Genomic DNA, 19219 nt, shown 5'->3' with positions numbered 1-19219 from the left:
AGGATCGCGCTCACCATTTCAAGGCTGCGTCAGATGATGCTCGGCATCATCTGTGTACTTGCATTGGCTACAGTTCCGCCGTCTGCGCTACATGCTCAGATGGGCGGACATGGTGAGCCGATTGGCACAGAGCATACCACCGAAACAATGTCTGACTTAAGCGGTATTGGCCATGATCATTCCATTGCAACTCATTGCGATGAAAGCGGAGGGGTTGCCAACGCGGATGACGAACATGGCGGTATTCAGTGCTGTAGCGGCTTATGCTTTTCGGGTGTTCTTGATGCAAGTGACGTGATCAGGTCGCGTGACGAACCAAACGCGCGTTATGCGGCTATCGACCGCCTGATCGTATCGTTCGACCCGGACAGCCCACAACGCCCTCCACGAGTCTGACTTAGTCGCTGATCCGTGATGCGGATCATCTGAGTGTGCCTGTACTGCATGCTCGAATTGATCAATAAGTCAGGTCCAAAACAATGAAAATTCATATCTCTATGGGCGCTGCTGCGCTCCTGCTTGGGGCGTGCGCCTCTGAGCCCACGCCGCTTCCGAACGTTGCCAGCCAACAGGATACGGTCAATGGCACCATCTCATCTCCATTGTCTTACAGCAATCCTCTGGCCGGATACACGTATCGCGGCCCAACTGGCCCGCGCGACTGGCGCGAGGTCAACGAAGAGCAATCGGAGGCAAACTGATGGTAATGACGAGACTTTCACTCGCGCTTGGCCTGCCACTGACACTGGCAGCGTGCGCCACGGCTATTCCAGATGCCTACACGGATCAGAAGGCAGGGTTTGCAAACGTGTCAAGCCAGACTGCAGCAGCGATCGGCAAAAGAACGACTTTCGCGCAGACCCAAGCGGAGAACGCGGAACTGAAAAAGCAGGTTCATGCGATGGTCCATCAACGTACGATTTCTGCAGACACCGCGGTGCAGGTCGCGCTCTTGAACAACAAAGGGTTGCAAGCGTCCTATGCCGATGTTGGGCTCTCGGCAGCCGAGGCCTGGCAGGAGGCGACGCCGGAAAACCCGGTCGTATCGATCGGAGTATTGGGTATCGGGGCGGCGGAATTGGGGGCCTATCGGGCGATCGAAGGGTTGTTTCGCGCGAACATCCTAGACGCACAAACGCGCAAGCAACGCGTCGCGCTGGCCGACGTCAATTTTCGGACAGCTCAGATGAGCGCGGTGAACGACACGCTCGCACTTGCCAACCAGACCCGAACCGCGTGGATCAACGCCGTGGCTGCGTTCGAAACCGTCACGTATCTCAAGCGTGCCAAGGCCACATCGGACGCCGGGTCAGAACTTGCGGCCCGGTTGGGCGAGACCGGTGCGCTTAACAAGGCCGGGCAAGCCCGTGAACAGGCATTCAACGCCGAATTGGCCGGGCAACTGGCACAAGCGCGCCTCAACGCTGCCTTAGCAAAGGAAGAGTTGACTCGGCTGATGGGGTTGTGGGGCACCGAAGTGAATTATTTCGTGCCCGATGTCCTGCCGACCCTGCCACGGTCGGTTGGACCAATCACCAACCTGGAAGCCAAAGCCCTTCGAAACCGGTTCGACCTGCGGGTCGCGAAATTGGGGCTTGAAGCGCAGGCGGCGGCGTTCGGGTTGACCGATCAAACGCGGCTTGTGACCGATCTCGAACTCATCGCTGGTTTCGAAGCAGAGCGGGAAAGAGAAGACGGTAACCTAGAAACTGAGACTACCCCGCAGATTGAGCTGGAGTTCGCCATCCCGATTTATGACACCGGCAAGGCGCGGATGCGCAAAGCCGAGCTGATGTATCTTCAGGCGGCAAATGTTCTGGCTGAACGCGCAGTCAACGTGCGGTCCGAAGCACGTTCAGCTGAGACCGCTTATCACGCATCTTACAAGATTGCGCGTCACTATCGCGACGTTCTGGTGCCGCTGCGCAAGACCGTCGAAGAAGAGGGACTGCTATCCTATAACGGCATGATTACCAATACATTCGAATTGCTCACGGATGTGCGCGAAAAACTTGGATCCTCGCTTGAGGCGGCCAATGCCAAGCGCGACTTCTACCTGGCCCAGGCGAACTTGACTGCCGCCATCTATGGCGGTGGCGCAGGCGGAATGGGCGATGGAGAGGGCGTATCACTTGCCGCCGGTGGCGGCGCAGGACACTGAAAGGAATATGACATGATCAATAGACGTCAATTACTTGGGGCCGGCGCCGCCGGAGCGGCGCTCGTCTCCTCTCAAGCTTGGGGCAAGACCACAAACATGGGTTTGCCAGAAGCGGCCCAAATGGACAGTGCCGCGACAGCGATTACTCCGCGGCCCTCGGCCGGTCCGGATTACAATCCCGTCGTGACGCTCAACGGCTGGACCCTGCCGCACCGCATGAATGGCGGCGTGAAGGAGTTCCACCTCGTGGCCGAACCCGTCGAGCGCGAGCTTGCCGACGGGATGATCGCGCACCTTTGGGGGTACAACGGTCAATCCACGGGGCCGACGATTGAGGCCGTCGAAGGCGACAGGGTGCGGATCTACGTGACCAACAAGCTGCCGGAGGCGACCTCGGTCCATTGGCACGGCTTGATCCTTCCGTCTGGTATGGACGGTGTTGTTGGACTGAGCCATCCGGGCATCAAACCCGGCAAGACCTTCGTCTACGAGTTCGATCTGATCAAGTCGGGCACCTTCATGTACCACCCGCATGCCGATGAGATGACACAGATGGCAATGGGCATGATGGGTATGTTCGTCGTACACCCCAAGGACCCAACGTTCATGCCAGTGGACCGCGATTTCCTGATCATGCTGAACGCCTTCGACATCGATCCAGGGACATACGTGCCGCGCATCATGACAATGACGGATTTCAACCTTTGGACCTGGAACAGCCGGATCTTTCCGGATATCGATCCGCTGGTGGTCAACCGGGGCGACAAGGTTCGGGTGCGGGTAGGAAACCTCACGATGACCAACCACCCTATTCACATGCACGGCTATGACTTCAAGGTGACCTGCACCGATGGCGGGTGGGTGCCAGAATCGGCGCAATGGCCGGAAGTGTCCATCGACATCCCCGTTGGCGCGATGCGGGCTTACGAATTCGTGGCGGACCACCTGGGCGATTGGGCGATCCACTGCCACAAGTCGCATCACACGATGAACGCGATGGGCCATGACGTGCCCACGTTCATTGGCGTGAACAAGGGGCCGCTAACCCAGAAGATCCGCCAGTTTCAGCCGGAATACATGCCGATGGGCACTGCGGGCATGGGAGACATGGGCAAGATGACCATGGAACTGCCAGATAACACCATCCCGATGATGAATGGCTGGGGTCCGCATGGCCCGCTCGAGATGGGCGGCATGTTCTCGGTCGTAAAGGTCCGCGAAGGCATTGGCACAGACGACTATTCCGATCCGGGCTGGTACGAGAACCCCCCCGGCGAACAGGCATATGAATGGACCGGGGAGTTGCCGGAGTTTGCGACCAACAATAGTCCCAGAACCATCCTGACGCCGAAAACGACTTCGAAGGGCTAAGACAACCCTTCGTTTCCCAAATCAACCAAAACCACAGGAAAAAACAATGAAAAACATTCTTCTGACAACAGCGATGGCCTTCGCCATGACAACTCCAGCCTTCGCGGCTGGCACCCATTCGGGTGGTCACGGCCATGACGAGGCGGAAGTGGGTCACGGTCACGCCGAAATGGCGGCAGGCACGCCAGGCAATGCGGAGGGCGTGACCCGTACCATCGACGTGACCATGCGCGAGACCGACGAAGGCGCAATGATCTTCGAACCCGCTAGTTTCGAATTCGAGAGGGGTGAGACCATCCGCTTCAACGTCAGGAATATGGGCGAGATCGAGCATGAGTTCGTGATCGATGATGTCGAGGGCAACGCCAAGCACAAGGAAATGATGGCGGCCATGGATATGGAGCACGACGATCCCAACTCCGTACGCCTCGACGAGGGTAAATCCGGGGAGGTCATCTGGACCTTCTCAAAGGCGGGCACATTCGAATTCGCGTGCCTGATCCCGGGACATTATGAATCCGGCATGCATGGCCCGATCACCGTGAGTGAAACGTCCGCCCAAGAGGAAGTGATCCAGGCACAGGCCGAGATCGAATACACCCAAGGGACTATCAAGAAGGTCGATGCCGACGGCGGAAAGGTGACCATCAGCCACGGGCCGCTGGTCAACCTCGACATGCCCTCGATGACGATGGTGTTTCGTGCCAACCCTGAGATGATCGCGCGCATGTCCGAAGGTCAGGATATCGAGTTCGTCGCCGAGCCGGTGAAGGGAAAGCTCACCGTAACTCAGATGAGATAGCGCATCTAAACGTTCGGGTGGCGCTGTAGCCACCCGAACGCTGCTACCACCCGAGCGCGAAGGCCTTGATTGGCATCCAGATGCCCATAAGCATCATCATCAGGTTCTCGGTCAGCGAGATGAAGCCGAGCGGCACGTTGCTGTTGCCGCCGACGCAGGCGCATTTAAGCTCGCGCTTGTCGACATAGACCGCCTTGAAAACGCTGACCGCGCCCACCGTTCCGATGAACAGCGCGACCGGTGCCGAAAGCCAAGTGAGCACACCGGCAAGCATGAGGATACCAGCAAAGGCTTCCCCAAACGGGTAGAGATATCCGTAACGGACCCAGCGGCGGGCCAGTAGGTCGTAGTTCAGGAACATGGTCGAGAAGCTCTCGACATCCTGAAGCTTCTGGACCGCCAAGAAGCACATCGAGATCGCGATGAACCATTCTGCGCTCCGCAGCGTCACGATCGAGCCGAACATCGCCCAGCTTAGCCCAAGGGCCATCAAGAACGCGACCACGAAGATGGCGATCACGGGCTGGTAGCTGGTTTTATCCGGATCCTGCGCCTCCTTGCCGAAATGCTCTCGCAATTCGTCGTAGCCTCCGACCCGTTCCTCTCCGATCCAGATTTGCGGCGTGGTCTCGACGCCATGCCTTTCCATGAAGGCATCCGTTTCCTCGCGGGTGGTCAGGTGGTTGTCCTCAACTTCGTAGCCCTGCCTTTCCAGAAAATCTTTGGACTTCAGGCCGTAAGGGCAGAGGTGGTCCGACATAACCATGCGATAGAGCGTCGCCGTTTCTGTGTTTGCTTGCTCGTTCATGTCAGGCCCCGCAATTGTAGAAGCCGCGGTATCCGGCGGAGAGACCGGCATCAAGCTCCAGCGTCATTGTTGCCTCGACCGGTTCGGTTCCGGCGGCTTCAAGTGCCTCACCCTCCTCGGCGGTAGCGAGACGGAGCGCCAAGCCTTTGGTGATCAGTTCACCGGGCGCATTCTGGTCGATGCGGACAAGATCACCACTCAGCTTCACGAGACCGACGGTGTCGCCATCCACTTCGCCCAAGGCCAAAGAAGCCGGACTGCCGGTAGTGTAGTTAAAGGTGCAGGCCACGCCTTCCGGCAACAGCTGCCTGATCTCGTCCTCGGTCAGGAAACCGGGGTCGAGCACAGGTATGTTCGCGGTCGACAGGGCCTCGTCGATGCTAACGATGCGGGGGCTTGCGGGCTTCTCGGGCTCAGACGCGTCACCCGATGCCTCGATTTCGTTGACGAGATAGCGCATCTCGGCAATTTCTTTGTCCTGCGCATAGATGATCTCGTCAGCCAGCTTGCGTACACGGCGGTCGGAAATATTGGCGCGGCTGGAGGTCATAATCGCGATCGAATGGTGTGGGATCATTGCGCGCATGAAGCTGGTGTCCCCGACCGTGGCCTGGCTGCGCACCAGCCAGAGAGACCCGGCGAATGCGATGGCAGCACCTGCGAAGATCGCGGTATTGATCGCCTTGCTGGAATACATTGAGAGCATGAAGCTCAGCATGATGATCGCCATAGCCGCACCCATCAGAAGTGCCATGTAGGCCCGTGTTTCAGACCAGAATATATGCGAAATCAAATAAGTGTTCAGATACATCAGCCCGAACATCACAACCGTGGAGGTCGCGATCATTGCGGCAAATCTCCAATATGACATGTCATACTCCTTTTGCTTTGGCCGTCGCCCGACACGATAAATCGACGGCTTTCTAGCAAGCCAACGACCTTCCAGCGCTGGAATGTTCCAATTTTCGCACGCGAGAATGCAGCGTTCCTATTCTTTCGCTCTCGTAACCACGAGAAAGATGGTGGAGGCCGAGCAACTAATTAGGAGAAAGCCGTTCAGGGCCTCGACACCGGCCAGAAAACGCAGATGGTCCGTAGGATAGATATCGCCAAGGCCGAGGGACGAATAGTTGACCAAGGAAAAGTAGAAAACGTCCATGAACGTGTCGACGTTCTCCTGTTCAAAGCCGCCGATACCCATCAATTCACCAACACTGAAACCGAGGGCGTAAACGCCGACTTCGACTATGTGGGCGGTCGCAAGGGAATAGAGGGCAAACAAAAAACGCACGGGCTTTGCGAACGGCGCGTGCCCGGTACCATTCATCACTAAGGTCATCGCGCGAACATGCACGAGCCCGCTCAGGCCGAAAAGGATGATCGCCAGAAGAAGAGCCCAAGCCAAGGCTGCTGATCCGATTACGCCGATTTCCGGCGCATGTCTTCGTCGCGCCGTTTCATGGACAGATCGGCCAGGATCGGACAATCCGGGCGATGATCTCCGGCACATTCCTCGACAAGATGGGCGAGCGTTGCGCGCATTTCCTTCAACTCTTTGATCTTGCCGTCGATTCGCTCAAGATGTTGCTTGGCGATCTCCTTTACCTCGGCGCTGGCACGCTCTTCGTCTTCGTAGAGCGCAAGAAGATTGCGGCAATCTTCAATTGTGAAACCGAGCGCACGGGCGCGTCCCAGAAACGCGAGCTTGTGCGCGTCACTTTCACGGAACGTGCGATAACCGTTCGAACTGCGCAAGGGCTTGACCAGCCCGATATCCTCGTAATAGCGGATCGTCTTGGCTGGCAGGCCCGAAAGGGTGGCGACATCTCCGATATTCATGTCATGATCCTCCTTATTGAGCGGCGACAGGGGCAGGGGACAGAGAACCCGCCCCTTCAGATTTCAAGCTGCTGGCTTCATCCATGGCTGGGCGGACCCGGCGCAAGCGCAGCGCGTTCGTCAGTACGAAGACCGAGCTCAGCGCCATTGCCCCGGCGGCCAGCACCGGCGACAGCAAAAGCCCGAAGGCCGGGTAGAGCACACCTGCCGCCACCGGGATCAGCGCGACATTGTAGCCGAAGGCCCAGAACAGGTTCTGGCGGATGTTGCGCATGGTCCGCCCGGACACATTGAGCGCGTTCACTACGCCGCGCAAATCACCCGACATCAGCACGACATCGGCAGATTCGATGGCAACATCGGTGCCGGTGCCAATGGCGATGCCCACATCCGCATGCGCCAGCGCGGGCGCGTCGTTGATGCCGTCCCCAACGAAGGCGATCTGTTGGCCGCCTTGCCGCAGTTCATCCAGCGCCGCCACCTTGCCATCGGGCAGGACGCCCGCGATCACGTGGTCGATGCCGATCTCCCGCGCGATGGCCTCGGCCGTTTCGCGCTTGTCGCCGGTGATCATCGCGACCTTCAGCCCGAGACCATGCAGCGCCTCGATGGCGGCGGCGCTGGCGGGCTTCACCGGGTCGGCCACGCCGATGACCGCCGCGACCTTTCCATCTACGGCCGCGAAAAGGGCCGTCCGGCCCTGCTCCGCGAGCCGGCGCTCGGTATCGGCCAGCGCCTCGATGCTCAGTTCCTCGAGGGTCATCAGGCGATCCGCGCCGACAAGCACGTCGTGACCCGCGACCTTGGCGCGCACGCCGTAGCCGGTGATCGAGTCGAAGCTTTCGACGTCACGCCGTGCCGCGCCCTCGGCCTGAGCCGCGCGCATGATCGCCTCGGCAATGGGATGTTCGGACTGCGCCTCGACAGCCGCGACTAGCGCCAGAACCTCGGCCCGCTCAAATCCGTCGGCCAGAACGAGGTCGGTTAGTTCGGGGCGGCCCTCGGTCACGGTGCCGGTCTTGTCGAGCGCGACCATGTCCACGCCAGTCAGCTGTTGCAAAGCGTCGCCCTTGCGGAAGAGCACGCCCATTTCCGCGGCGCGCCCGGTGCCGACCATGATCGAAGTGGGCGTGGCCAGCCCCATCGCGCAGGGGCAGGCGATGATCAGCACCGACACGCCCGCCACCAGAGCGTAGGACAGCGCGGGCGACGGCCCCAACAGCAGCCAGACCAGCACAGCCAAGGCCGCCAAAGCCATGACCGCCGGCACGAACCAGAGCGTGATCCGGTCCACCATGCCCTGGATCGGCAGCTTGGCGCCCTGGGCTTGCTCGACCAAGCGGATGATCTGAGCCAGCGTCGTGTCCGCCCCCACGCGGGTCGCGCGGAAGTGGAAGCTGCCGGTGCCGTTCACCGTGCCGCCGGTCACCGGATCGCCCTCAGCCTTGGCCACAGGGACCGGCTCACCGGTGATCATGCTCTCGTCGACATGCGCGCGGCCTTGCGTCACCTCGCCATCCACCGCGATGCGCTCACCCGGCCGCACGACGAGGGTGTCGCCCACGCGGATGCGCTCGATGGCCACGTCCTGCGTCTCGCCGTCCACCAGCACCCGCGCCGTGCGGGCCTGAAGGCCCAACAGCTTCTGGATCGCGGCCCCTGTGCGCCCCTTGGCGCGCGCCTCCATCCAGCGGCCCAACAGGATCAGCACCACAATGACCGCAGCAGCCTCGAAATAAACGGCGCGAGCCGCCTCGGGCAGTACGGACGGCGCGAAAAGCGCGGTGATAGAATAGACATACGCAGCCCCGGTCCCCACCGCGACAAGGCTGTTCATGTCGGGCGCGCCTTTCACCAGAGCGGGGAACCCCTTGGTGTAAAAGTGGCGGCCGGGCCAGAAAAGCACGATGGTCGTCAGCACGAACTGGATCATCCAGCTGGCCTGATGGCCGATCGTGCGGCCGATCATCTCGTGCATTCCCGGCACGAGATGCGCCCCCATCTCAAGCAGGAACACGGGCAAGGCCAGCGCCGCTGCGAAAGCGGTCCGGCGGGCGAGCGCACGGGCCTCGCCTTCCTCGCGCGCGCCGCGATCCTCCGCGATGCCGTCGTCGGCCAATTCGGCCGGATAGCCCGCCGCCTCGGCGGCCTTCAGAAGTTCGACCGGGCCGGTCGCGCCCTCGACATAGGTGACGGTCGCGGTTTCCAACGCGAGGTTGACATTGACTTCGCTCACCCCTGCCACTGCCGCGAGCGCCTTGTCGACGCGACCGACACAGGAGGCGCAGGACATGGAAGAGACGTTCAGGCGCGCCGTCTGCGTTCGGGCGGGATAGCCGGCATGCTCCAGCGCCCCGATCACCTCGGGGATCCGGGCATCCGAGTCGATCCGGGCCTGCGCCGTCTCGGAGGCGAGGTTCACATTCACCTCGTCGACCCCGGGCAACGCCGAAAGCGCACGCTCGACTCGGCCGACGCAGGACGCGCAAGACATGTTCTGAATAGAAAAACGCAAATCTCTTGAGCCCGGCATGAACGTCTCCTTCATCTCCTGAAAGATATCTAAGGGCTCCCCCCGCTGGAAGGTCAACAACGTCGGGACATTTTTTCGCCCTTGACCTTCCCATGCGGGAAGCAGGCATCTAATGCCGAGAACTGGAGGAAACAGATATGCGCAGCTTCAAGGTTCCGGATATGAGTTGCGGCCATTGCACCGCAACGATCGAAAAGGCGATCAAGGCGATAGACCCAACAGCGTCCGTGACCTGCGATACGGGTACGCGGCAAGTCGAGGTTGATAGCGTGCTGAACGAGCACGCCCTGACGGAGGCGATCCGAAATGCCGGTTACGGTGTCACGGCTGCTTCGACGACCTGAAGATAATCGGTGCCGGGCAATTCCGGCGCCAGTTCTCCATCGTCGCATGAGGTTCATTCCTTTTCGCGGGCCTCATCGACCAAGGCTTCCAGTTGGTCTTGTTCGACCAAACCGGGAACCAGGTTGTCGCCGATCACGAATGACGGTGTGCCGCTGAAACCCAACGCCTGCGCCAGCCGCATCGATTCGTCGATGTGCGCCTGGACCTCCGGCGCCTCCATGTCCGAAAGCAGCTGGTCCACGTCAAGGCCGATTTCTTCTGCGATCCGCAGGACAGAGGCCTCTTGCGCACGTTCCTCCATGCCCATCAACGCCCAGTGGAATTCCTCATACTTGTCCTGATTGCGTGCCGCCAGGGCTGCCTTCGCCGCAAAGACCGACCCGTCGCCGAGTATCGGCCATTCGCGAAAGACGAACCGCACATTCGGGTCGGCCTCGATCAAACCTTCCACCTCCAACATGGCCCTGCGGCAATAGGGACAGTTGTAGTCGAAAAACTCCACAACAGTGACGTCGCCGTCAGGATTGCCCAGCACCGGCACGTTCGGGTCCTGTTCCAAGAGCTGGCGTTGTTCCTTGAGCACGTCCGCCGTGGCCTCGGCCTGCGCAGTCGCTTCCTGCTGTTCGAGAAGCTGCACCGCTTCCATGATGATCTGGGGGTTTTCAAGAATCGCTTCCAGGGCCAGTTCCTTGACGCGTTCCTCGCTCAGCTCCTGTGCGAACGCGGAAAGCGGCAACAGGATGCTCACGGCGAGCACTGCCAATCGAAGCGATTTCATTTTTAGTCTCCTCTTTTCTGCTGTTCCGCTTCGCTGCGGGCGGCCTGGACCTCCCGCTGACGGTCGGGCCATGTGGATTTGATGAAGGCGAGGATGTTCCATATCTGCGCGTCGGTCAGTTCATCACCGAAACCGGGCATGCCGCTTTGGAAATCAACGCCTTGCTTCGCGAGGGTCTTCTTTCCGCCAAGCTTGGTATAGTAGAACAGAACACTATCAGGATGATGCCAGGTGTGACCGGTTTCGTCATGCGGGGGGGCGGGCAGGATGCCATCCTCTCCGGCCGAGCGCCATCCGGCCTGTCCCTCGAGATCGGATCCGTGGCAAGAGGCGCAATACTCCTGATAGAGTTCTTTGCCCTCGGCGAGATCGACAGACTGCGGCGGTTCCAGCGTGGCGGATGTGCCGGATGTCCCTCCCGCCATCATCCAGGCGCCGACTCCAGCCGCGCCGGCCATGAGCAGAAAGAGGATCAGCCAGCGTCGCATCATGTCACCTTCATCCAGGTCATCATGCCCGAGGCCGCGTGGCTGAGCATGTGGCAGTGAAACAGCCAATCGCCGGGATTGTCGGCCACGAAACCGATCGTGCGGGTCTGGCCGCCGAACATCAGGATCGTATCGCGCAAGGGACCGAGCCCGCCATCCTCGTCGATCTCGCGGAAATGCATCCCGTGGAGGTGCATCGCGTGAGGAAAGGAAGTGTCGTTGTAGATCTGCAACTTGACCGTTTCCCCTTTCGCGACATCGACGAGCGGCGCATCGGTCATGCCAATCGTCCCATTGAAAGACCAGAACTGGTTGACGTTCACCAACTCGCGAAAGCTTTTCTTCTCGCCATTCAGGATCGCGCTGTCGAGCCTGCCCATTGCGCCGCCCTGCATGTCGAGCCGCACGGTCCTTGCGTCATTGAGCCCGGTCACGTCCATCCCCGGATTGGGCGGCAGCGCGTCCGGGGCATCCCGGAACATGGCCGAGGCTTTTCCTGTCACGGGGAAAGCCACCTGCGAGGCAGCCTCCTGATCCTCAAGGCGAACGAGATGGGCGGATTCCTCCTGCGCGGCGGTCACGTCGACGATCAGATCGGCTCGCTGGCCGGGGCCGAGGATCAGCACCTCGGCCAACGGCTCGGGCCATGGCAGCGGCATGCCGTCCAGCGCAATCGTCCAGCCCTCCATGCCCTTGAGTGCCAGCACGAAAATCCGGGCATTGGCGGCGTTCACAAGGCGCAGACGCAAACGTTCGTGCTGGCGCACATCCAAGGAAAGATCATGCAGGCCGTTAGTGGCGACAAAATTGCCGCGGCGCCCGGCATGGCTGCGATCATGGCGCGAGGTGAAGTCCGGATCGATCTGCGCCGTTTCGGGGTTGAGCAACCAGTCATCGAGGATCAGCACCTCTTCCCGATCCACGTCCGGCGGCTCAAATTCCTCGACGATCAAAGCGCCATAGAGGCCGCGCGCCACTTGTTCGGTCGAGCGGTTATGCGCGTGATACCAGTAGGTTCCGGCATCCGGCGCGATGAAATCATAGTCGAAGCTCTGGCCCGGCTCGACCGCGGGCTGGGTCAGCCCCGCAACGCCATCCATCGCATTGTCTATGCGAACCCCGTGCCAGTGCACCGTGCTTGCCTGGGGTAGGTCGTTCATGAAGCGGCGTTGTAGCCGCGCGCCCTGCTGCAGACGCAGTTGAGGGCCAGGCATCGCGCCGCCATAGCCCCAGATTTCGGTCTTGGGATAGCCTTGCGGCGCCAATTGAACGCTGGCCGTGCGGGCGTCGAGGGACTGGAGTTCTGACGTCGCGGCATAAAGCCGCTTTGGAAAGGTAAGGCCCGCAGTGGCAGCCGCCCCCTGCATGAGAAAATTGCGTCGCGTCGGCATGGAGAGTCCTGTGTATTAATCGCGGCGATCGCGGTGTCGGCAATCGGGTTCGAAGATCTGGGAAACAGGCCGGAAAGCGACAGTATGCGCCCGGAACCTGCCCAAGGCTCAGTTGATCCCGTTTTCCCTCTGCAGTTCACGCACATAGCGGGCGATCAGCTTGACGTCGCCATCGGTCAACCCTTCAACCGGTGGCATGTTTCCAAATTTCCAGTGATGCGCGCGCACGCCATTTTTCGCGGCCATCACGAACGCCATGTCCGAATGGTGGTTCGGTTCGTAGATCTTGTGAACGAGCGGCGGTGCAACCCCGTTTTGGCCTGCGGCGTTCTTGCCGTGACATTCCGCACATTTCGCCTCGTAGGCCCGCTTACCCATCTGCGCCTGGTCCGAAAGCTCCGCCGGCAGCGAAACTTCGACGATAGGTGCGCCCGATTCCAGATCGCTGGTGTCGGGCGGTACCATCGAATGGCCCATCCTCTGCTGGGGTTGCTGCGCGATGTTCCAGTAGACGACTGCGCCACCGAACACGAAGAAGGCCAGAATGGCCAGAACTGTCTTGTTCATTTGATCCTTACTTTAGATAAGTTTGACTTGGGTGCCGATTGGCGTCCTGTCGAAAACTTCGATGATATGCTCGTTGTAGAGACCGATGCAGCCACTGGAGGATCTGCGACCGATCTTGCGCGTGTCACCGGTGCCATGGATGCGGTAGTACTGCCAGGTCAGATGCATGGCACGGACGCCGAGCGGGTTCTCGGGGCCGGGGGCGACATAGGACGGCAAGGATGGATCGCGCTCGCGCATGGACGGGGTAGGCACCCAATCCGGCGCATCGTCCTTGTAGACGATCTCGCTATAGCCGCGGCGTGTCAACTCATCGCTCATCGGCACTGATGTTGGGTAAATGCGCATCTCCCCGTCCGCAGTCCAGTGCTGAAGAACCCGCGTCGTGGTATCCGACAGCAGAATGCCTTTGCCCAGGGAATCGAAATGATCCTGCCAGTCATGCAACCGGAACGACGAAATGTTCCGACGAACCGGCGCAGCCTCCTGAGCGCGCAGCACGGTTGGTGCCCCGAGCGACACCAGCCCGCTGGCCGAAGCGAACAGAAAAGCCCGCCGACTCACTGCCTTACAAGGCATATCGCCCATGGTCTGCCTCCGTGATTCTGGTTATATAATTGAATGGCTTTAACCACCTTCCCCCACTGGAGGGTCAAGGATGGTTAGGATGACAAGAGCGTGAAGTTCGTATCGGTTTGTAATGTTGACCTTCCCGTTGGGGAAGCCTTTAGCAAGGACAAAACAACCGAGAGTCGGAACCATGAAGAACACTGAAAGGCCGGATTTATACGAAACCACCGGCAAGTTAATGAAATACGGGATGTGGGCTTGCTGCGCGATCATGTTGGCACCCATCGTGCTCTATCTTGCGGCGGGTGGCCTTTCGAGCGATCTGACGAACAACGCAATCTTGTTCGCGCCGCTGGTTGTCTGCCTAGGAGCCCATTTCGCGATGCATCGTGTCTTGGGCAAATCCTGCCATGGTGACGAGAAGAAAAACACCTCCGAGGCCGCGGACAAGCATGCGGCGATTGGCCGGACGATTGCTCCCGAGTAGGCACCTGCAGATGTTCGCCGTTCGCGCCGCGGCACTCGTCTCATTGCTTGCGCTCGGGGCCTGTTCGGAGGCGCTCGGTGCGTGTCGGCAAGATGGTTCAGCGGTGCTGGCAACCCAGGACTTCCAAGCCCATCTTCCAAATGGGTGCACGCTGAACAGATCGCGCCCTGATGGCGTTGCGGCGATTACCTGTTCCGATGGCCGCGAAGGGTTTCTGGTCGTGCCACCAGAGGGCAACTGACACGCCTATGGCGCGGCGCGATAGACGAAAGCATTGGCGAGGGCGGGATACAATATGATGAAAGCGTGCCATACTGTGTGGCTGTTCGGGGGCGTATTGCTGGCCTTGGCAATACTTCTCGTGCTGCCGTCGCAATACGGATTCGCAGCAAGTTCCGATGAATTTTCCAGCACATCCGTCACCGCACGTCTGATCTCGGCCGAGAACGGGGTCAGCCCGGATACCCGTTCGATCTCGGCGGGGCTGCACTTGGAATTGTCGAAGGGCTGGAAAACCTACTGGCGCTCGCCCGGTGAGGTGGGCATCCCGCCGTCGATCGACTGGGCGGGATCGGAGAACATCGAGAATGTCGAGTTTCTGTGGCCCGCGCCGGAGCGCTTTACCGCCTTCGGGATCGAGAATTTCGGCTACTCCGATGAGGTGGTCTTTCCGCTGCGGATAACACTTGCAGACCCTGGCGCCCCGGTCCGGTTGAAGGCCGGCGTGAACGTCCTGACATGTTCGACCGTTTGCGTCCCGGAGGATTTCGAACTGCAGTTGGCGCTACCAAGGGCCAGCGGAATCGATGCCGACGCCGCAACCCTGATTTCGGCCTATGCGGGCCGCGTGCCCGACGAGGGCGCGGCGAGTAGCATTTCTGTCGAAACCGCGTATCTGGACGGTGAGATGTCCGCGCTAACCTTAACCGCCCGCAGCGACCGCCCCTTCGGCGAGCCCGACGTGTTTCCCGAATTGGGCAAGGGCACGGCTTTCGGTAAGCCGGACATTCGTTTGGGCGAGGGAGGCCGATTACTATGGGCCCGTCTGCCAATCCTCTCCGCCGCCGATGACCCGCCACCACTCGATGTGACGGTGACGGATGGAGACCGCGCCGCAACCTGGATGCCCGCCCTGAGCGATAAGGCCGCAGCGCCGCCCTTCACCCTCGATCGCGTTTTGCCGGGGTTGGCCGATCTTGCCTGGATTGCGGCGATTGCCTTTCTCGGCGGCCTCATCCTGAACGTGATGCCCTGCGTGCTGCCGGTGCTGTCGATCAAGCTCTCCTCGGCCATGAAGGCCCACGGTCAGTCGCGGCAACGGGTTCGGGCTGGATTTGCCGTTTCGGCCTTCGGTGTTCTGGCCTTCATGTGGGTTATCGCTGCCGGAACGCTGGCGGCGCGGGGAATCGGGATGACGGTCGGCTGGGGGCTGCAGTTCCAAAACCCGGTCTTTCTTGCACTGATGGCCGTCATTCTGGTGGTCTTTTCGGCAAACCTTTTCGGGCTGTTCGAAATTTCTTTGCCGTCCGCGGCGCACACCCGGCTGGCGAAAGCGGGCGGCGGGCGCGGCTATGTTGGAGATTTCGCAACAGGGGCCTTCGCGGCCGTTCTTGCCACGCCCTGTTCCGCCCCGTTTCTCGGCACGGCCGTGGCGTTCGCGCTGGCTGGCCGCCCGATCGACATCGTCGTGGTTTTCACTGCCCTTGGCCTGGGGCTGGCCTTGCCTTATCTGATCGTGGCGGCTTTTCCGGGCATGGTGGTCCGGATGCCGCGGGCGGGACGGTGGATGATCTGGCTCAAGATCGTCCTTGGGCTGGCCCTGCTGGCGACCGCAGCTTGGCTTTTCTGGGTGCTCGGTGGCGTCGCCGGGACACGGTCGGTCTGGGCGGTTGCCGCGACGAGCGGCGGCATTGTCGCCATTCTGAGCTTGCCGCGCATGTCTTCTGTCCTGCGCGGGTCTGCCGCCTTGGCCCTGACAATCGTTGCTCTTACCCTTTCCGGTCTCCTGTCGCAAAGTGACGAGCCGACAGACCGTGTCGCCGCGAATTGGACCGCATTCGAACGCGCGGCGATCGCCCGGCACGTTTCGCAAGGGGATGTTGTGTTTGTGGACGTCACCGCCGACTGGTGTCTGACCTGCAAGGCCAACAAGACCCTCGTGCTGGACCGCGAACCGGTGGCGTCAGCCTTGCGTGCGCCCGTCGTTATCCCAATGCAGGCGGACTGGACGCGGCCCGACGAGACCATCTCACGCTATCTGGAAAGCTTCGACCGCTACGGCATACCGTTTAACGTGGTCTACGGCCCGGAAGCCCCCGATGGCATCGTTCTGCCCGAATTGCTTACAGCGCAAGTGGTCATGCAGGCACTGGAGGACGCTGCCAATACACGTGTGGCAGAGGATTGATGAGGTTAACAAGAAACCGCAACCTTACCCACTTTTCTGGCTTACGGGCGAATGGCGCGACGCAAGCAGGGGCCTGATGGCTCAACCTTGAAGTTGCTGCTTCCGACGCTGAAACTCGTCTTCGTCGATCTCACCGCGTGCAAAGCGTTCCTTGAGGATATCGATCGCGTCGCGGGTCTCGCCAACGCGGTTGCTGGTGAGCATACGGAAGACGAAGACGGCAACGGCGATAATCAGCCCCCAAAAAAGGATCATTCCCAAGCCTCCCCACCAACCGTGGGCACCTCCCCACATCATGTGCCCGAAGGTGTCATTGCCATTGCTGCCCGGATCCGCGAGCGCCGGAACTGTTCCCGCCAACAGAGCGGCCACGCTGGTTTTGACGGTCATATAGGTATTCATGATCTTGTCCTTTCTTGCTGGTTGGAACTTTGTGAGAACGGCAAATCGAGTCGCACAAGAAGCCCGCCGTCCGGGTGGTTCCGCAATGTGATGTCGCCACCATGCGATCGCAAGATGGTGCGTGCGATTGACAGGCCGAGACCGGTGCCACCTGTCTCGCGTGAGCGTGACGTCTCGACCCGGAAAAAAGGTTCGAAAACCTCTTCAAGCTGAGTATCAGGGATGCCGGGGCCATGATCGCGAACCCAGATCGAGGCTCTGTCGTACTCCCGGGTATAGGTGACCTCGACACCTTCGCCATAGCGCACTGCATTATCCACGATGTTCCGCAGAGCTCGGCGCATGGATTGAGGTCGAAGCCTTATCTGAAGCGGTGCGCCTGTTTCGAGTTGGAAGGCGTCCACCATGTCCCGTTTCAGCTCTGTGAGAAATTTTCCCAACTCTACCGTTTCCGGGGATTCACTGATTGCCATGCCGCGAGCAAACGCCAGCGTGCGTTCGACCATATCCTGCATCTCCTCGATGGATTTCACCAAGGCGTCGCGCGTCTCCTTCTCATCAACCATTTCTGCGTGAACCCGCAAAGCGGTCAGTGGCGAACGCAGATCATGACCCAGAGCGGCCATTATACGCGTCTTGTCCGCAACCGTGCGCATCAGTCGTTCCTGCATGCGATTGAAGGTAGCCGTCAAATCTCTGACTTCGCGCGGACCAGCGACCGGAAGCGGCTCTCTTTCCTCTCCACGACCTAGACTATCAGCGGCTTGGCCTAAACGCCTGAGCGGCCACGTTAGGCGGGCAAGCAGGTACCAGCAAGCCACTCCAATCAGCACGGCTGCCGTTAAGCCAAAGCTCACCGCAGAAAAGACCGGCCATTGCAACGGCGGGCGCTGAAAGCGCGTGTCGACATTCAGCCAGGTGCCATCTGCAAGTGCGATTGAGAGCGTTAGTTCAAGCCCCGAGATCTTGTCGTGCATCATCTGCTTGTGCTCGGCGACCATCTGCGGTGGCATCATCTTCATTGGCGGGAATGCGCGCTCTACCTCATGCAACTCCACGCGAATCTCGCGGCTGTCTTCGTCCCCCAACAACGACCTTATACGCGCTTCAACCGCTCCTCTTGCACGGTGATCAAGATGATCAACACCTGCCTGCGGGTCGACCCGAAACCTTGCAAGCGGGGAGTCAGCGGCCCGGAGGATAGAAGCATGAAGGTTCGATGGTGCCCGTTCGAGGAGAAGCGCAACATTCGCAGCGCGTCCGGCCGCCTCTGCCCCGATCGCAGCGCGCACGGCGAGGCCGCGTTCATCCAAGAACAGCCACAGGCTTATTGTCTGCGCCACAAGAAGGCTGCCTATAATGAGCAGCAAAAGTTGGACACGCAAGCTATCCAGACGCTTGCGGATCACTGCTGCACCTCGACATTCGTTGCAAGGCAATAGCCGCCGTTTCGAACCGTGGTGATGATTCTTGGCCGCCCCGGGTTGTGCTCGACCTTTCGCCTCAGGCGGCTGATCTGATTGTCGATGGTCCGGTCAAAAGCGGCGGGAGTTCCGCCTATTGTCAGGTCAAAAAGCTGCTCGCGGCTCATCACGATGCGCGGACGTTCCAGCAGGATTGTCAGCAATTTGAACTCTGATGTTGTCAGGACGTCCTCTCGGCCGTCTGCCGCGACAAGGCGACGTGTGTCGGTTTCGAGCATCCAATCCGCGAACCTTACAAGGCTGCCTGTAAGACTTCCCGCCAGGACTTCCGGTTTCTGCGCCCGCCGCAGAATTGCCTTTATCCGCGCAAGCAACTCGCGCGGATTAAACGGTTTGGGCAAGTAGTCATCCGCACCGACCTCCAAGCCGATGATACGATCCATTTCCTCACCAAGCGCTGTCAACATCAGGATTGGGACCACCCCCTTGCCGGACAAACGGCGACAGACCGATATCCCGTCTTCGCCAGGCATCATAACGTCCAGGACGATGAGGTCATAGCGGCCGACCTTCAGCAGGTCATCCATCTGGGCTGCATCGACCGCACTCGTGACGCGCATGTCGTTCTTTTCCAGATATCGCGCAACAGCTTTGCGAATTTCGACACTGTCATCGACCAACAGTATGTGGGGCGGGTTTCTCATGACCCTTATCTAAGCGCTCAAAGGATCGTTGCCGAGAAAATTTGTCGCGAAACGTAACAAAGTCAGGCTTTGCGACAGATCGATACATATCCACCATCGATAGCTTCCGGTCGCCGACCTATCGTCTCACGATGCAAAACAA

At 60.1% G+C, this 19219-nt stretch carries 21 protein-coding genes; 8 read left to right on the top strand and 13 right to left on the bottom strand.

Going from position 1 to position 19219, the window contains the following annotated elements; translation table 11 throughout:
* The first annotated feature begins 33 nt into the window (after positions 1 to 33).
* From GC127_RS03830 to GC127_RS03810, 5 genes are all read left to right on the top strand, one after another.
* Positions 34 to 396, top strand: a complete 363-nt coding sequence (locus GC127_RS03830; protein ID WP_151976557.1) for a hypothetical protein — start codon at positions 34 to 36, stop codon at positions 394 to 396.
* 83 nt (positions 397 to 479) lie between these two features.
* Positions 480 to 701, top strand: a complete 222-nt coding sequence (locus GC127_RS03825) for a hypothetical protein (protein ID WP_151976555.1) — start codon at positions 480 to 482, stop codon at positions 699 to 701.
* The gene (locus GC127_RS03820; RefSeq protein ID WP_151976553.1) at positions 701 to 2161 is read left to right on the top strand and encodes a TolC family protein; all 1461 of its coding nucleotides are present in this window, start codon (positions 701 to 703) and stop codon (positions 2159 to 2161) included. The genes GC127_RS03825 and GC127_RS03820 overlap by 1 nt, the downstream gene beginning before the upstream one ends.
* 12 nt (positions 2162 to 2173) lie before the next feature.
* Positions 2174 to 3532, top strand: coding sequence for a multicopper oxidase family protein (locus GC127_RS03815; RefSeq protein ID WP_151976551.1), 1359 nt, complete (start codon positions 2174 to 2176; stop codon positions 3530 to 3532).
* Between the two features lie 46 nt (positions 3533 to 3578).
* Positions 3579 to 4334 carry a copper-binding protein gene (locus GC127_RS03810; protein WP_151976549.1) on the top strand — a complete coding sequence of 252 codons (756 nt, stop codon included), beginning with the start codon at positions 3579 to 3581 and terminating at the stop codon, positions 4332 to 4334.
* A 43-nt stretch (positions 4335 to 4377) separates the two neighbouring features.
* On the opposite strand, the gene GC127_RS03805 is transcribed toward GC127_RS03810, so the two are convergent.
* From GC127_RS03805 to GC127_RS03785, 5 genes are all read right to left on the bottom strand, one after another.
* A complete protein-coding gene (locus tag GC127_RS03805; protein WP_199861183.1) occupies positions 4378 to 5142 on the bottom strand; it encodes a MauE/DoxX family redox-associated membrane protein in 765 nt (254 codons plus the stop codon).
* Between the two features lies 1 nt (position 5143).
* Complete coding sequence (locus GC127_RS03800; RefSeq protein WP_151976547.1) at positions 5144 to 6013, bottom strand: DUF305 domain-containing protein; 870 nt, start codon at positions 6011 to 6013, stop codon at positions 5144 to 5146.
* 117 nt (positions 6014 to 6130) lie between these two features.
* Positions 6131 to 6547, bottom strand: coding sequence for an ion channel (locus GC127_RS03795; RefSeq protein ID WP_085818146.1), 417 nt, complete (start codon positions 6545 to 6547; stop codon positions 6131 to 6133).
* 14 nt (positions 6548 to 6561) lie between these two features.
* The gene (gene cueR / locus GC127_RS03790) at positions 6562 to 6981 is read right to left on the bottom strand and encodes a Cu(I)-responsive transcriptional regulator (protein ID WP_085818147.1); all 420 of its coding nucleotides are present in this window, start codon (positions 6979 to 6981) and stop codon (positions 6562 to 6564) included.
* A gap of 13 nt (positions 6982 to 6994) precedes the next feature.
* Positions 6995 to 9514: a heavy metal translocating P-type ATPase gene (locus GC127_RS03785; RefSeq protein WP_151976628.1), complete on the bottom strand. Its 2520-nt coding sequence runs from the start codon at positions 9512 to 9514 to the stop codon at positions 6995 to 6997.
* A 137-nt stretch (positions 9515 to 9651) separates the two neighbouring features.
* Here GC127_RS03785 and GC127_RS03780 point away from each other — a divergent pair, with 137 nt between their 5' ends.
* Positions 9652 to 9858, top strand: coding sequence for a heavy-metal-associated domain-containing protein (locus GC127_RS03780; RefSeq protein WP_057821727.1), 207 nt, complete (start codon positions 9652 to 9654; stop codon positions 9856 to 9858).
* Positions 9859 to 9911: 53 nt separating this feature from the next.
* On the opposite strand, the gene GC127_RS03775 is transcribed toward GC127_RS03780, so the two are convergent.
* The 5 genes from GC127_RS03775 to GC127_RS03755 form a co-directional block, all read right to left on the bottom strand.
* Complete coding sequence (locus GC127_RS03775) at positions 9912 to 10637, bottom strand: DsbA family protein (RefSeq protein WP_151976545.1); 726 nt, start codon at positions 10635 to 10637, stop codon at positions 9912 to 9914.
* Between the two features lie 2 nt (positions 10638 to 10639).
* Positions 10640 to 11065, bottom strand: a complete 426-nt coding sequence (locus GC127_RS03770; protein WP_254699991.1) for a cytochrome c — start codon at positions 11063 to 11065, stop codon at positions 10640 to 10642.
* A 59-nt stretch (positions 11066 to 11124) separates the two neighbouring features.
* Entirely contained in the window at positions 11125 to 12516 is a 1392-nt protein-coding gene (locus GC127_RS03765; RefSeq protein WP_151976541.1) for a multicopper oxidase family protein, read from the bottom strand.
* Positions 12517 to 12624: 108 nt separating this feature from the next.
* Complete coding sequence (locus GC127_RS03760) at positions 12625 to 13083, bottom strand: cytochrome c (RefSeq protein WP_151976539.1); 459 nt, start codon at positions 13081 to 13083, stop codon at positions 12625 to 12627.
* Positions 13084 to 13095: 12 nt separating this feature from the next.
* Positions 13096 to 13671, bottom strand: a complete 576-nt coding sequence (locus GC127_RS03755; RefSeq protein ID WP_151976537.1) for a L,D-transpeptidase — start codon at positions 13669 to 13671, stop codon at positions 13096 to 13098.
* A gap of 172 nt (positions 13672 to 13843) precedes the next feature.
* On the opposite strand from GC127_RS03755, the gene GC127_RS03750 reads away from it, so the two are divergent.
* A complete protein-coding gene (locus GC127_RS03750; protein ID WP_139837417.1) occupies positions 13844 to 14140 on the top strand; it encodes a DUF2933 domain-containing protein in 297 nt (98 codons plus the stop codon).
* A 295-nt stretch (positions 14141 to 14435) separates the two neighbouring features.
* A complete protein-coding gene (locus GC127_RS03745; RefSeq protein ID WP_306372209.1) occupies positions 14436 to 16547 on the top strand; it encodes a protein-disulfide reductase DsbD in 2112 nt (703 codons plus the stop codon).
* An 81-nt stretch (positions 16548 to 16628) separates the two neighbouring features.
* Here the strand turns inward: GC127_RS03745 and GC127_RS03740 are convergent, their stop codons facing one another.
* Genes GC127_RS03740 through GC127_RS03730 form a run of 3 tightly spaced genes read right to left on the bottom strand, consistent with a single transcriptional unit; the run spans position 16629 to position 19077 of the window.
* Complete coding sequence (locus GC127_RS03740) at positions 16629 to 16949, bottom strand: SHOCT domain-containing protein (RefSeq protein ID WP_254699986.1); 321 nt, start codon at positions 16947 to 16949, stop codon at positions 16629 to 16631.
* Positions 16946 to 18358, bottom strand: coding sequence for an ATP-binding protein (locus GC127_RS03735; RefSeq protein WP_199861182.1), 1413 nt, complete (start codon positions 18356 to 18358; stop codon positions 16946 to 16948). Before GC127_RS03735 ends, GC127_RS03740 begins: the two co-directional genes overlap by 4 nt.
* Positions 18355 to 19077 (bottom strand): response regulator, encoded by a 723-nt coding sequence (locus GC127_RS03730; protein ID WP_151976535.1) that lies wholly within the window; start codon positions 19075 to 19077, stop codon positions 18355 to 18357. The genes GC127_RS03735 and GC127_RS03730 overlap by 4 nt, the downstream gene beginning before the upstream one ends.
* Positions 19078 to 19219 lie beyond the last annotated feature (142 nt).

Origin of the sequence: Roseovarius sp. EC-HK134, assembly GCF_902498815.1 — a bacterium.
Taxonomy (GTDB): Bacteria; Pseudomonadota; Alphaproteobacteria; order Rhodobacterales; family Rhodobacteraceae; genus Roseovarius; species Roseovarius mucosus_A.
Note: the sequence above shows the minus strand (reverse complement) of the source record. Positions and strands in the feature narration are given on the sequence as shown.